13 protein-coding genes are annotated in these 12,666 nt (G+C 61.4%); 9 read left to right on the forward strand and 4 right to left on the reverse strand.

The features are described 5' to 3' along the window. Positions 1-47 precede the first annotated feature (47 nt). The 3 genes from ACR0DA_RS15920 (at position 48) to pheT (ending at position 4,733) form a co-directional block, all read left to right on the forward strand. The gene (locus ACR0DA_RS15920) at positions 48-1,115 is read left to right on the forward strand and encodes a Hint domain-containing protein (RefSeq protein ID WP_170461079.1); all 1,068 of its coding nucleotides are present in this window, start codon (positions 48-50) and stop codon (positions 1,113-1,115) included. Between the two features lie 73 nt (positions 1,116-1,188). Next, on the forward strand, positions 1,189-2,262 hold the full coding sequence (gene pheS / locus ACR0DA_RS15925; RefSeq protein WP_093963563.1) for a phenylalanine--tRNA ligase subunit alpha: 1,074 nt from the start codon (positions 1,189-1,191) through the stop codon (positions 2,260-2,262). Positions 2,263-2,336: 74 nt separating this feature from the next. After that, positions 2,337-4,733 (forward strand): phenylalanine--tRNA ligase subunit beta, encoded by a 2,397-nt coding sequence (pheT, locus tag ACR0DA_RS15930; protein WP_480754860.1) that lies wholly within the window; start codon positions 2,337-2,339, stop codon positions 4,731-4,733. Between the two features lie 46 nt (positions 4,734-4,779). On the opposite strand, the gene ACR0DA_RS15935 is transcribed toward pheT, so the two are convergent. Further along, a complete protein-coding gene (locus tag ACR0DA_RS15935) occupies positions 4,780-5,664 on the reverse strand; it encodes a LysR family transcriptional regulator (RefSeq protein WP_480754861.1) in 885 nt (294 codons plus the stop codon). Positions 5,665-5,748: 84 nt separating this feature from the next. On the opposite strand from ACR0DA_RS15935, the gene ACR0DA_RS15940 reads away from it, so the two are divergent. Both ACR0DA_RS15940 and ACR0DA_RS15945 read left to right on the forward strand, forming a co-directional pair. Further along, the gene (locus ACR0DA_RS15940; protein ID WP_480754863.1) at positions 5,749-6,381 is read left to right on the forward strand and encodes a class I SAM-dependent methyltransferase; all 633 of its coding nucleotides are present in this window, start codon (positions 5,749-5,751) and stop codon (positions 6,379-6,381) included. 89 nt (positions 6,382-6,470) lie between these two features. Further along, a complete protein-coding gene (locus ACR0DA_RS15945; RefSeq protein WP_170342319.1) occupies positions 6,471-6,920 on the forward strand; it encodes a YtoQ family protein in 450 nt (149 codons plus the stop codon). 48 nt (positions 6,921-6,968) lie between these two features. On the opposite strand, the gene ACR0DA_RS15950 is transcribed toward ACR0DA_RS15945, so the two are convergent. Continuing rightward, complete coding sequence (locus ACR0DA_RS15950) at positions 6,969-7,667, reverse strand: glutathione S-transferase family protein (protein ID WP_170360001.1); 699 nt, start codon at positions 7,665-7,667, stop codon at positions 6,969-6,971. A gap of 214 nt (positions 7,668-7,881) precedes the next feature. Here ACR0DA_RS15950 and ACR0DA_RS15955 point away from each other — a divergent pair, with 214 nt between their 5' ends. Beyond that, the gene (locus ACR0DA_RS15955) at positions 7,882-8,688 is read left to right on the forward strand and encodes a mechanosensitive ion channel family protein (protein ID WP_170367577.1); all 807 of its coding nucleotides are present in this window, start codon (positions 7,882-7,884) and stop codon (positions 8,686-8,688) included. Between the two features lie 88 nt (positions 8,689-8,776). Here the strand turns inward: ACR0DA_RS15955 and ald are convergent, their stop codons facing one another. Further along, the gene (gene ald / locus ACR0DA_RS15960) at positions 8,777-9,895 is read right to left on the reverse strand and encodes an alanine dehydrogenase (protein WP_170342313.1); all 1,119 of its coding nucleotides are present in this window, start codon (positions 9,893-9,895) and stop codon (positions 8,777-8,779) included. A gap of 135 nt (positions 9,896-10,030) precedes the next feature. On the opposite strand from ald, the gene ACR0DA_RS15965 reads away from it, so the two are divergent. Together ACR0DA_RS15965 and ppk2 are read left to right on the forward strand one after the other, a co-directional pair. Further along, a complete protein-coding gene (locus ACR0DA_RS15965; RefSeq protein ID WP_093963556.1) occupies positions 10,031-10,489 on the forward strand; it encodes an Lrp/AsnC family transcriptional regulator in 459 nt (152 codons plus the stop codon). A 150-nt stretch (positions 10,490-10,639) separates the two neighbouring features. Next, complete coding sequence (gene ppk2, locus ACR0DA_RS15970) at positions 10,640-11,557, forward strand: polyphosphate kinase 2 (protein ID WP_170360005.1); 918 nt, start codon at positions 10,640-10,642, stop codon at positions 11,555-11,557. Positions 11,558-11,627: 70 nt separating this feature from the next. On the opposite strand, the gene rpsU is transcribed toward ppk2, so the two are convergent. Beyond that, on the reverse strand, positions 11,628-11,834 hold the full coding sequence (gene rpsU / locus ACR0DA_RS15975) for a 30S ribosomal protein S21 (RefSeq protein WP_005614280.1): 207 nt from the start codon (positions 11,832-11,834) through the stop codon (positions 11,628-11,630). A gap of 111 nt (positions 11,835-11,945) precedes the next feature. On the opposite strand from rpsU, the gene ACR0DA_RS15980 reads away from it, so the two are divergent. Next, positions 11,946-12,638 (forward strand): COQ9 family protein, encoded by a 693-nt coding sequence (locus ACR0DA_RS15980; protein ID WP_480754865.1) that lies wholly within the window; start codon positions 11,946-11,948, stop codon positions 12,636-12,638. The last annotated feature ends 28 nt before the right edge of the window (positions 12,639-12,666 follow it).

Here is a 12,666-nt window from a genome sequence, read left to right on the forward strand (position 1 = left end):
CGTTTGCGCGATACATTCGGGTCAGGTTTTCCGGTCGTGGTGCTTTCATGGCGCGTATCAGTGAGTTGCATTATTCCAATGCCTATGCCGCGAATTCGGGCGTGTCCGAATTCTTGGAGGTGTCCCTTCGCCCCGGCGAAGATCCGGCGGATTTCACCGTGTCCTTCTATCAGGCGAACGGGCAGGTTGGGATCGAGATCCCACTCAACGATCCCTCCGTTCAGGTCACCGTCGACCCCGACAACAACGAGATCGTCTATGTCATCTCGGCCGATGATTTTCCGATCTTCCTGACCGATCCGGATGGTGGCGGCCCAACCAATTACGAAGCCTATGCGCTGACCAACACCGCCACGGGTGAGGTAATAGATTTCTACGACATCGGTGGCGGCACGCAGAACATCGTCGCGGTTGACGGGTTGGCGGCCGGGGAAACTTCGGTCAACCTGCCGGTGCTGGTCGGGCCGAACCAGACCACGACGACCCTGCAGTTCAATCAACCCGATCCTAACACGCTGACCTATGGCCCCTTGTCGCCCGGGGATACCGGGGCCGCCTGTTTCACGGCCGGAACCCTGGTGGATACCCCCGAGGGGCCGCGCCGGATCGAGACGCTGCAGCCCGGCGATACGGTCCTGACCGTCGATGACGGCCCCTGCCGGGTTCGCTGGATCGGCGGCCGCACGGTGCGCGGCGTGGGTCGTTTCGCGCCGGTGCGCATCCGCGCGGGTGTTCTGGGCGCCAAGACAGACATTCTGGTCTCGCCCCAGCACCGCATTCTGGTCGGAGGCTGGCAAGCCCAGCTTCTGTTCGGCGAGGATGAGGTTCTGGTCCCCGCCAAATCGCTGGTCAACGGCGATACCGTCACCGTGCAGCCCTGTGACATTGTCCGCTATGTCCACCTGTTCTTCGACCGGCACCAGCTGGTCACCACTTCAGGTCTTGTGTCCGAGAGCTTCTTTCCGGGGCAGGAGGCGCTCTCGGGGCTGGAGCAGGAGGCCGCGCGCGAACTGTTTGCGCTGTTCCCCGAACTGCAGACCCATCCGCAGGGCTATGGCCCCACGATCCGCCCGGTCCGGTGTGATCGACAGGCAGCGGTTCTGCGCGCGACCTGATCGCGCGGCCCGGCCCTCTTGCTTTCGCGCGCTGCTGTGATAGCAGGACAGCAACAGAATTCAGGGGACCGTCATGGACGATCTTAAGGCAAAATACCTGGGTCAGATCGCTGACGCAGGCGACGAAAGCACGCTGGAAGCGATCCGCGTGGCCGCGGTGGGCAAAAAGGGCGAAGTGGCGCTGAAGATGCGCGAACTGGGCAAGATGACGCCCGAGGAACGCCAGGTCGCCGGCCCCGCGCTGAACGCGCTGAAGGACGAGATCAATTCGGCGCTGGCCGCCAAGAAGGCCGCATTGGCCGATGCCGCGCTGGACGAACGTCTGCGGACCGAGTGGCTGGACGTGACCCTGCCCGCGCGCCCGCGCCGCCAAGGCTCGATCCACCCGGTCAGCCAGGCGACCGAGGAACTGACCGCGATCTTTGCCGAACTGGGCTTTTCCGTCGCCGAAGGTCCGCGGATCGAGACAGATTGGTACAATTTCGACGCGCTGAACATCCCCGGCCACCACCCCGCGCGGGCCGAGATGGACACGTTCTACATGCACCGCGCGCCGGGCGACAATCGCCCGCCGCATGTGCTGCGCACCCATACCTCGCCGGTTCAGATCCGCTCGATGGAAAAGCAGGGCGCGCCGATCCGCGTGATCTGTCCGGGCGGTGTCTATCGCGCCGACTATGACCAGACCCACACGCCGATGTTCCACCAGGTCGAAGGCCTGGCCATCGACAAGGATATCTCGATGGCGAACCTGAAATGGGTGCTGGAGGAATTCGTCAAGGCGTTCTTCGAGGTCGACGACGTCGAACTGCGCTTCCGCGCCTCGCATTTCCCGTTCACCGAACCCTCGGCCGAGGTCGATATCCGCTGTTCTTGGGAAGGCGGCCAGCTGAAGATCGGCGAGGGCGACGACTGGATGGAGATTCTGGGCAGCGGCATGGTCCACCCCAAGGTGATCGCCGCCGGCGGGATCGACCCCGAGGTCTATCAGGGCTTTGCCTTCGGCATCGGCATCGATCGTCTGGCGATGCTGAAATACGGCATCCCGGATCTGCGGGCGTTCTTTGATTCCGACCTGCGCTGGCTGCGCCACTATGGGTTTGCGGCGCTGGACATGCCGAACCTGCATGGTGGTTTGTCACGATGAAATAGCGTGGGGCTTGCCCTGCTGCCCAAGAGAATTCGGCGGGCTGGCCCGCCTTACCGGACAGGAAAACAGAAATGAAATTCACCCTCTCCTGGCTGAAAGACCACCTGGACACCGACGCCTCGGTTGATGAGATCGCCGAGGCGCTGACCGATCTCGGGCTCGAGGTCGAAGAGGTCATCAACCCGGCCGACAAGCTCAAGGATTTTACTCTGGGCTATGTGAAACATGCCGAGAAACACCCCGATGCAGACAAGCTGCGCGTCTGCAAGGTGGACACTGACGAGGGCGAGTTGCAGATCATCTGCGGCGCCCCCAACGCGCGCGAGGGTATCACCGTCGTGGTCTGCAAGCCGGGCATGTATATTCCCGGTCTGGATCTGACGATCAGCGTTGGCAAGATCCGCGGCGTCGAAAGCTTTGGCATGATGGCGTCCGAGCGCGAGCTGGAACTGTCGGACGAACACGACGGCATCATCGAACTGCCCTCGGGCGAGGTGGGCCAGCGGTTCGTCGATTGGCTGGCCGAGAACGACCCCGCCAAGATCGACCCGGTGATCGAGATCGCCATCACCCCCAACCGTCCCGATGCGCTGGGCGTTGCGGGCATCGCGCGCGATCTGGCGGCGCGGGGTCTGGGCACGTTGAAGCAGCGCGACTATGCCCCGGTGCCCGGGGATTTCGAAAGCCCGATCAAGGTGACGATCGACGACGACACGCTGGATGGCTGCCCGCATTTCACCGGCCGCCTGATCCGTGGCGTCAAGAATGGCCCCAGCCCGCAATGGCTGCAGGATCAGCTGAAGGCGATCGGCCTGCGTCCGATTTCGGCCCTGGTGGACATCACCAACTATATGACCTTCGACAGCAACCGCCCGCTGCACGTCTTTGACGCCGACAAGGTCAAGGGCAACCTGCGGGTGCACCGCGCCAAGGGCGGCGAGAAACTGGTGGCGCTGGATGAAAAGGAATACACGCTGCAGCCCGGCATGATGGTGATTTCCGACGACAACGGCCCGGAATCCATCGCCGGCATCATGGGCGGGCAAGAGACCGGCTGTACCGAGGACACGGTGAACGTGTTCCTGGAAAGCGCCTTTTGGGATCACGTCCAGATCGCGCTGGCGGGCCGTGCGCTCAAGATCAATTCGGACGCGCGCTACCGGTTCGAGCGTGGAGTCGATCCGGCATACACGCTGGAAGGGTTGGAGCACGCGACCCAGATGATCCTGGATATCTGCGGCGGTGAGGTTTCAAAGGTGGTCGAGGCCGGCAAGGCGCCGGACCATTCGCGCGCCTATCGGCTGGATGCGGCGCGGGTGCAGTCGCTGGTGGGCATGGACATCCCCGAAAGCGAGCAGCGCCAGACCCTGACCCGGCTGGGTTTCCGTCTGGAAGGCGACATGGCCCATGTGCCCAGTTGGCGCCCCGACATCCAGGGCGAGGCCGATCTGGTCGAGGAGGTCGCCCGCATCGCCTCGCTGACCAAGCTGCAGGGCAAGCCGCTGCCGCGTGTCACGGATGGTATTCCCAAGCCGGTCATGACCCCGGCCCAGCGGCGTCAGTCGATGGCGCGGCGCACCTGCGCGGCGCTGGGGTACAATGAATGCGTCAGCTATACTTTCATCGATCAGGCTTCGGCCGCGCTGTTCGGTGGCGGCGACGACGCGACGATGCTGGAAAACCCGATCTCGTCCGAGATGAGCCACATGCGCCCCGACCTGTTGCCCGGCCTGTTGCAGGCCGCGGCGCGCAACCAGGCGCGCGGCTTTGCCGATCTAGCTCTGTTCGAGGTCGGCCCGGTCTTTCATGACGGGGAACCCGGCGAGCAACGCACCCAGATCGCAGGCCTTCTGGTCGGGCGGACCGGACAAAAGGATGTGCACGGCGCCGCCCGCGCGGTCGACGTGTTTGACGCCAAGGCCGATGCCGAGGCCGTGCTGGCCGCCATCGGTGCCCCGGCCAAGGTGCAGATCCTGCGCGACGGCGACGCCTGGTGGCATCCGGGCCGTCACGGCAAGATCTGCCTGGGCCCCAAAAAGGTGCTGGGTGTGTTCGGCGAACTGCATCCGCGCGTGCTGCAGCAGTTGGACATCAAGGGCCCGGCCGTGGCCTTCACCATCTGGCCGGACGAGGTGCCGCTGCCGCGCAAATCCGGCACCACCCGCTCGGCACTGGAACTGCGCGACCTGCAGGCGGTTGAGCGTGACTTTGCCTTTGTTGTCGATGCCGATGTCGAGGCGCTGACGCTGGTGAATGCCGCCGCCGGGGCCGACAAGGCACTGATCGAAGAGGTGCGCGTGTTCGATGAGTTCATCGGCGGCAGCCTGGGTGAGGGCAAGAAATCTCTGGCCATCACCGTGCGCCTGCAGCCGACCGACAGCACGCTGAAGGAAAAAGACATCGAGGCGGTGGCGGAAAAGATCATCGCCAAGGTCACCAAGGCAACCGGCGGCGTTCTGCGCGGTTGAAGCGGCTCTAACCCGAAGAGACACGCGCGCCGATGGTGCGCGTGTTTCAGTTTGCGAAGAAATCCGCCAGCAGGTCAAAGACCAGCCGGATGCGACGGCTGGTATGCAGCTCGCGATGGGTGGTCAGCCAGATCGGGAACCGCAGCGGCTCCATGTCGGGAAGGACGCGCTCCATACCCGGTGTGGCATCGCCCACCGGCTCGGACATGGGCGCGATGCCAAAGCCCTGCCTGGCAAACTCCCATGAGACGATGCCGTTCTGCGACCCCAGGCGGAAGTTTTCTTCGGTCAGATGCAGGCCGATCGGTTCGAAATAGGCGATCATCTGCGCGGTGTCGCCGAAACTGATGAACTCGTGCCGGGACAGGTCCGACAGCGACTTGGGGCGTCCAGCCCGGTTCAGGTAGGCGGTGGCGGCATAGAAATGCCCGTCAGCCTCCTGAACCAGTTTTGCGATCAGGTCGGGCTGGTCGGGGCGGACATGGCGGATGGCGATATCCGCCTCGCGCCGCATCAGATCGCGAATGTCGTTCGCGGCGATCACGTCGATCCGCAGTTTCGGAGCCTGCGCGCGAATCTCGCGCAGCAGATCCGGCAAAATATAGGCCGACATCACGTCGCTTGCGGTGATCCGCACCTGCCCTTCGATCGACTGCGCCTGACCGGACGCCGCCAACGCAATGCGATCTGCGGCTGCGCCCATGGTCTGTGTGTGCTCCAACAGTTCGATCCCGGCGGTGGTGATCTGAAGTGATCGGCCGACCCGTTCGAACAACATCACGCCCAGGTCGGATTCAAGCGCGGCGATCTGGCGGCTGAGGGTCGGTTGTGTCTGGTCCAATCGCCGCGCCGCCGCCGAAAGCGAGCCGGTCTCGGCCGTGGCCAGAAAGGCGCGGATATGGTTCCAGTCGAATTTGCGCGGATCATCCATGCAAGAATGTATAAGGATTCTGCGAATTTCGGCAATTCACCTTTGAAACGCGTATCACTAGCTTGCGCTCAAAGGAGAGCCGACATGACCACCACAGCCAAATTCTGGGACGGAATCGCCGAGAAATACGCGAAATCGCCGATCCGGGACATGGAGTCCTACGAGCACACGTTGCAACGCACGGTGTCCTATCTGAAGCCAACCGATCAGGTGCTGGAACTGGGCTGCGGAACCGGGCGCACCGCGCTGCGGCTGTCCGGCCATGCGGATACGATCACGGCGAGCGATGTCTCTACGGGCATGTTGGCCGTGGGCCGCAGGCTGGCGCAAGAGGAGCAGATCGAAAACGTCGTCTTTGTCGAGGCCGACGCGAACCGCCCCCCGAATTGGGCCTATGATGTGGTGATGGCGTTCAATCTGCTGCACCTGATCCGGGATCTGGAGGCGACGCTGGCCGGGGTTCATGAGGTGTTGAAACCCGGCGGTCTGTTCATTTCAAAAACGCCCTGTCTTGCCCAGGGTGGATTGGGGTTCAAGTTCGGCTTGCTGAAGCTGCTGCTGCCGATCATGCAGCTTTTGGGTAAGGCGCCATTCGTCAGCCAGTTCGACATCAAGACGCTGGAAACGACAATTGAAAAGGCCGGGTTCGAGATCATCGAAAGCGGGAACTTCCCGGCGAAACCGCCCTCGCGCTATCTGGTGGCTCGCAAGTTGTAACGCCAGCGCAGCATCGGCAGGCAACTTCCGCATTGGGCTTTGCGGGTTTGGACAGTAAACAGGGCCAGAAGCAAAATGCGGAGGTTGCTATGGGTTTGAATGTCTACCTGTCGGGCGAGATCCACACGGATTGGCGCGAACAGATCATCGAGGGCGCGCAGGGGCTGGATGTCACGTTCAACAGCCCAGTGACCGATCATGCGGCCAGCGACGATTGCGGTGTCGCCATTCTGGGGGCCGAGCCGAACAAGTACTGGCACGACCACAAAGGTGCGATGGTCAACGCGATCCGAACCCGCAAGGGGATCGCAGATGCCGATGTCGTCGTGGTGCGGTTCGGGGACAAGTACAAGCAGTGGAATGCGGCCTTCGACGCGGGCTATGCCGCGGCCCTGGGCAAGTCGATCATCGTGTTGCACGGCCCCGACCATCAACATGCGCTGAAAGAGGTCGATGCCGCCGCGTTGGCGGTGGCCGAGGAGCCCCGTCAGGTGGTCGAGATTCTACGCTATGTGCTGACCGGGAAACTGCCCGGTTGATGGCACGGAATGCCGACGCCGCTTGCAAGGCGGCGACGGCGTGATCCCCTACCCGCGCGGAGGCGTGACCAGACCCTTTTGGACCGCGGGCCGGTCCAGGAACCGGTTCAGATAGGCGATGGTGTTGCGATGATCGTCCCAGCCGACCAACTCTTTGGCGCCGTAGAAATCAAGGCCGCGCAGCCACGGGGCCAAAGCGATATCGGCAATTGAGTACTCACCGGCGATCCAGTCCTGCCCGTGCAACTGGGTCTCGACGACATTCAGCAGCCGTTTGGCCTCGTTTATATACCGCTCGCGCGGGCGCGGGTCTTCGATCGCGCTGCCGGCGAACTTGTGGAAGTAACCCAGCTGCCCGAACATCGGACCCACGCCACCCATCTGGAACATCAGCCATTGCGTGATCCGATACTTGTCGGCCGTGTTCTGGCCGAGGAACTTGCCGGTTTTCTCGGCCAAGTAGAGCAGGATCGCACCACTTTCGAACAGCGCCAAGGGCTGTCCGTCCGGGCCGTCAGGATCGATGATCGCCGGAATCTTGTTGTTTGGGTTCAGCGACAGAAACTCGGGGCTTTTGACGTCGGCGTCTGACAGGGTGACCTTGTGCGCCTCGTAGGGCAGGCCTGTTTCTTCGAGCATGATGGACACCTTCACGCCGTTCGGCGTCGGGAAGGAATAGAGTTGGATCCGCTCCGGCGAATGCGGGGGCCATTTGGTCATGATCGGGAAGGTGGCGGTGTCCAGCATGGCAAGCTCCTTGTTCGGGTACTATTGCAAGCTAGGCATTCAGGGGCGGATTGTTAGATGGCGGTCTGTGCAACCCCGGGCAGCGACTGTTTGCTGAAGCACAGCGGGGAAATCCGGGACATTTCAAACCTAGACCTGTGCGGTTTTATCGCCCAATGTTGCGGAAACCCCGCGCGAAAGTCGCGGGTTTGTTGCTGTTTGAAAGGAGACGCCCGTGGATGAGGTCGTGACGCAGGTAGGGGCATTTGCCCCATTGATCATGAGCGCGGTCAAAGCCCTGATCGTTCTTGTTGTCGGCTGGATAGCCGCTGGCATGATCGCAGGGATCGTTCGCCGTCGAATTAATTCGACCCCGCAAATCGATCCGACTTTGGGGAATTTCGTTGCCAGCACCGTCAAATGGGTGATTCTGGCCATTGTCCTGGTTGCTGTGCTTGGCATCTTCGGAATCGAAGCGACGAGTATCGTTGCCATTCTGGGTGCCGCTTCGCTGGCCATCGGCCTTGCGCTGCAGGGCACGCTCAGCGACCTAGCCGCAGGTGTGATGCTGGTGGTTTTCCGGCCATACAAGCTGGGTCAGTTCGTGGATATCGGTGGGACAGCCGGCACGGTGAAGGACCTGAACCTGTTCACGACCGAACTGGTCACGCCCGACAATGTGCAGATCATCGTTCCCAACGGTCAGGCCTGGGGGTCGATTATCACCAACTACTCGGCCCACGACACGCGGCGTGTCGATCTGGTGTTCGGGATCGACTATGGCGACAGTGCGGATGCGGCCATGAAGATCATTCTGGATGTGGCCAAGGCGGACAAGCGCATACACTCGGACCCCGAGCCCTGGGTGCGTGTGACCAACTTGGGAGACAGCTCGGTAGACCTGACCGCGCGGTTGTGGTGCGCGGCCGCCGACTATTGGGACGTCAAGTTTGATCTGACCAAGGCCGTCAAGGAGGCCTTTGACAGCAAGGGCATTTCGATCCCCTACCCGCACTCGGTGGAAATCCACAAAGAGGGCTGAATGCTCCCGCCCGTCCGTCGGGCATTAGAAATGCCCTTCTCCGGTTGGGCCAAGCGCCGCGCAGATGCGCGGCGCTGTTGCGTTTCGATCAGGCCTTGACGACCATTGCGGGCGAAACCACGTCGATCCCCAGTGCCTTGCCTACGGCATAGTAGGTCAACTGGCCGGCGTGCACGTTGAGGCCCGCCAGAAGGTGGGGATCGTCCTGACATGCCTGTTTCCAGCCCTTGTCGGCCAGCGCCAGCATGAACGGCATCGTTGCGTTCCCCAGCGCGATGGTCGAGGTCCGTGCCACCGCGCCCGGCATATTGGCCACGCAGTAGTGCATGATGCCATCGACCTCATAGATCGGATCGGCGTGCGTCGTTGCCTTGGAGGTTTCGAAACAGCCGCCCTGGTCGATGGCAACGTCGACAAGCACCGCGCCTGGCTTCATGGTCGACAATTGCTCGCGGGTGATCAGTTTCGGGGCGGCCGCGCCCGGGATCAGAACGGCCCCGATCACCATATCCGCCGACTGGATCAGCTCGGCCGTAGCACCGGCGGTCGAGTACTGGTTCTTGAACCGGCCACCGAAGACGTCGTCCAGATAACGAAGGCGCGGCAGCGAACGGTCCAGAACGGTCACATCAGCGCCCATGCCCGCCGCCACCTGAGCCGCATGCGTGCCGACGACGCCGCCACCGATCACGACAACCTTGGCCGGGCCCACACCAGGGACGCCGCCCATCAGAACGCCGCGCCCGCCATTGGCTTTTTGCAGGGTCCACGAACCCACTTGCGGGGCCAGGCGACCTGCGACTTCGGACATCGGGGCAAGCAGCGGCAGACCACCGTTGGAATCAGTTACCGTTTCATAGGCGATCGCCGTGCAGCCCGAGGCCAGCAGATCGTGGGTTTGCTCAGGGTCGGGCGCAAGGTGCAGGTAGGTGAACAGCAGCTGGCCTTCGCGCAGCATCTTGCGCTCGACCGCTTGCGGTTCCTTGACCTTGACGATCATGTCGGCGGTCGCGAACACCTCTTCCGCGGTGTCCACGATGCGCGCGCCTGCGGCAACATAGGCGTCGTTGTCAAAGCCTGAACCCAGCCCGGCGCCGGTTTCGATGATGACCTCGTGACCACGGGCAACCGCTTCCTGCGCGGCGTTCGGGGTCATGCCGACGCGGAATTCCTGCGGTTTGATTTCCTTCGGGCAACCGATTTTCATGGGGCTCTCCATTCATAAACTGCACAAATTATGTGCAGAAAGCGGTGCAATTTCTGTGAAACTCGGTGCGCAACTGCGCTAATATGTGGGAAATTTTTCGATGAAATGAGAAAATCTTGCAACGGATGTGCGTGAATGTCACTTGATGCGACTGACCGAAAGATTCTGGCGGCCCTTCAGCGCAAGGGGCGCATGTCGAACGCGGAACTGTCCGAGCAGGTCAACCTGTCACCGTCGGCCTGCCATCGCCGGGTTCAGCGGCTTGAGGCGGAAGGCTATATCCGGGATTATGTCGCGCTGTTGAATGCGCGCAAACTGGGGGTGCCGACAACCGTATTTGTCGAGATCACCTTGCAGGGTCAGGCCGAGGAGGTGCTGGAGGCTTTCGAGCGGGCGGTCCGGCGCATTCCGGACGTTCTGGAGTGTCACCTGATGGCCGGGTCGGCGGATTATGTTCTGAAGGTGGTCGCCGAAAACACCGAGGATTTTGCGCGCATCCACCGCCAGTATCTGTCGCGCCTGCCCGGAGTTGCGCAAATGCAAAGCTCGTTCGCCCTGCGGACCGTTTTCAAGACGACCGCACTGCCTGTTTGACCCTAGTGCGGCAGTCTTGCCGATGCGGTTGTATCTGCCGTTGAGCCGGTTCAATATTGGCCTTCGGGGCGGGAAACAGGTCGGCATGACATTGGCCGGTTACACGCACCCGATATGGTCCGAGACTGTTGAAAGATAAGGAGCAGGCCCTTGGCTGAAGACTATGAGAACACAGTCGACGATTGGCTGGAAGCCGAGTTGCAGGACACACTGGACGAGGATTTTGAGATCGAGTTCAGTGAACCCATGCTGTCGATGGAGGTCCGCAAGATCTATCGCGAACAGCATCCTGAAATGCTGGATCGCAAGGTCTATTTCCGCAACCTGTTGCGCCTGCAGGCCGAACTGATCAAGGTTCAGGACTGGGTGCAGCATACCGGCGCCAAGGTTTGCATCCTGTTCGAAGGGCGCGACAGCGCTGGAAAGGGCGGGGTAATCAAGCGGATCACCCAACGGCTGGACCCGCGGGTTGCACGTGTCGTTGCTTTGCCGGCCCCCAGCCGGCGCGAGCAGAGCCAGTGGTATTTTCAACGCTATGTGCCGCATTTGCCGGCGGCGGGTGAGATCGTTCTGTTCGACCGGTCGTGGTACAACCGGGCGGGCGTTGAACGGGTGATGGGCTTCGCCACCGAGGCCCAGGTCGAGCAGTTCTTTCAGGACGTTCCCGAATTCGAGCGCATGTTGGTTCGGTCGGGGATCATCTTGCTGAAATACTGGTTCTCGATCACGGACGAAGAACAGCAACTGCGCTTTCTGATGCGAATCCACGATCCGATGAAGCAGTGGAAACTGTCACCGATGGACCTGGAATCGCGGATCCGCTGGGAAGACTATACCAAGGCCAAGGAAGATATGCTGTTTCGAACCAACATTCCCGAGGCCCCCTGGTACATTGTCGAAGGCAACGACAAAAAGCGGGAAAGGTTGAACTGCATGGAGCATATTCTGACCAAGATTCCGTACGAAGAGGTGCCCCACGAAAAGGTCACTCTGCCGGATCGGAAATACAATCCCGAATACGAACGGCGGGTTCTGCCGGACGAATTGTACGTGCCCAAGATCTACTGAAACGACAAACCCCCGGGCGATGCCTCGGGGGTCGTCAAATAGTGTCATCCAAAGCTGGACGAGGAAGATCTTAGAGCAGACCTTCGCGCTGGGCTTTCTTGCGTGCCAGTTTACGGGCACGGCGGATCGCTTCAGCTTTCTCGCGCGCTTTTTTCTCGGACGGTTTCTCGAAATGTTGCTTCAGCTTCATTTCACGGAACACGCCTTCGCGCTGCAGCTTTTTCTTCAGGGCACGAAGCGCCTGATCGACATTGTTGTCGCGAACACTAACCTGCATGTGGTTGTCACCACCTTTCTAGATAGAGTTGCAAGGAAATTGCAGGAGTTGGCCGTATAGCAAAGCGGACCTAACTTGTCTAGTACTGGGCCCAACAGTCGGAGGACCGCCATGACCGTGACCTATGAAGATGCAAAACAGCAATTGCTGGATGCAATTCTGACCCATGTTCCTTTTGATGGTTGGTCCGAAGAGAGCTTTCGCGCGGCCATTGCCGACTGCAATCTGGACGAAGGTCTGGCCCGGGTCATCTGCCCGCGGGGCGCCGTGGATCTGGCGCTCGCATTTCACGCCCGCGGGGACGCCGAGATGCTTGAACGGCTGAACTCCGAGGACCTGAGCGATCTGAAGTTCCGCGACAGGATTGCCGCCGCAGTGCGCTTCCGCCTGCAGGCGGTCTCCGACCGGGAGGCGGTGCGCCGAGGTGTGACTTTGTTTTCGTTGCCGTCATATGCAGCAGATGGCGCCAAGGCGGTCTGGGGCACCTGTGACCTGATCTGGGATGCGCTGGGCGACACTTCGGATGATGTCAATTGGTACACCAAACGCGCGACGCTGTCGGGTGTGTATTCCTCGACCCTGTTGTTCTGGTTGGGCGATGACAGCCCGGACCACCAGCGGACATGGGAATTCCTGGATCGCCGCATTGCGGATGTGATGCAGTTCGAGAAGCTCAAGGCGCAGGTGAACAACAATCCGCTATTCAAACCGTTCCTTGCGGTTCCCAACTGGCTGGCAAGTCAGGTTCGGGCGCCAGTCAGGATGCGGGCCGATCTGCCGGGTCTTCTGAACCCGCGCAAGTAACTGCCTCTTGCTGCTGGGCCTTTCCCGA

The organism is Ruegeria sp. CI8 (genome assembly GCF_056536865.1).

What these genes read in the sequence shown, in the direction of transcription:
- ACR0DA_RS15920 (WP_170461079.1), top strand. Translation starts at nt 48, where the DNA reads ATGGCGCGTATCAGTGAGTTGCATTATTCCAATGCCTATGCCGCGAAT.
- pheS (WP_093963563.1), top strand. Translation starts at nt 1,189, where the DNA reads ATGGACGATCTTAAGGCAAAATACCTGGGTCAGATCGCTGACGCAGGC.
- pheT (WP_480754860.1), top strand. Translation starts at nt 2,337, where the DNA reads ATGAAATTCACCCTCTCCTGGCTGAAAGACCACCTGGACACCGACGCC.
- ACR0DA_RS15935 (WP_480754861.1), bottom strand. Translation starts at nt 5,664, where the DNA reads ATGGATGATCCGCGCAAATTCGACTGGAACCATATCCGCGCCTTTCTG.
- ACR0DA_RS15940 (WP_480754863.1), top strand. Translation starts at nt 5,749, where the DNA reads ATGACCACCACAGCCAAATTCTGGGACGGAATCGCCGAGAAATACGCG.
- ACR0DA_RS15945 (WP_170342319.1), top strand. Translation starts at nt 6,471, where the DNA reads ATGGGTTTGAATGTCTACCTGTCGGGCGAGATCCACACGGATTGGCGC.
- ACR0DA_RS15950 (WP_170360001.1), bottom strand. Translation starts at nt 7,667, where the DNA reads ATGCTGGACACCGCCACCTTCCCGATCATGACCAAATGGCCCCCGCAT.
- ald (WP_170342313.1), bottom strand. Translation starts at nt 9,895, where the DNA reads ATGAAAATCGGTTGCCCGAAGGAAATCAAACCGCAGGAATTCCGCGTC.
- ACR0DA_RS15965 (WP_093963556.1), top strand. Translation starts at nt 10,031, where the DNA reads ATGTCACTTGATGCGACTGACCGAAAGATTCTGGCGGCCCTTCAGCGC.
- rpsU (WP_005614280.1), bottom strand. Translation starts at nt 11,834, where the DNA reads ATGCAGGTTAGTGTTCGCGACAACAATGTCGATCAGGCGCTTCGTGCC.
- ACR0DA_RS15980 (WP_480754865.1), top strand. Translation starts at nt 11,946, where the DNA reads ATGACCGTGACCTATGAAGATGCAAAACAGCAATTGCTGGATGCAATT.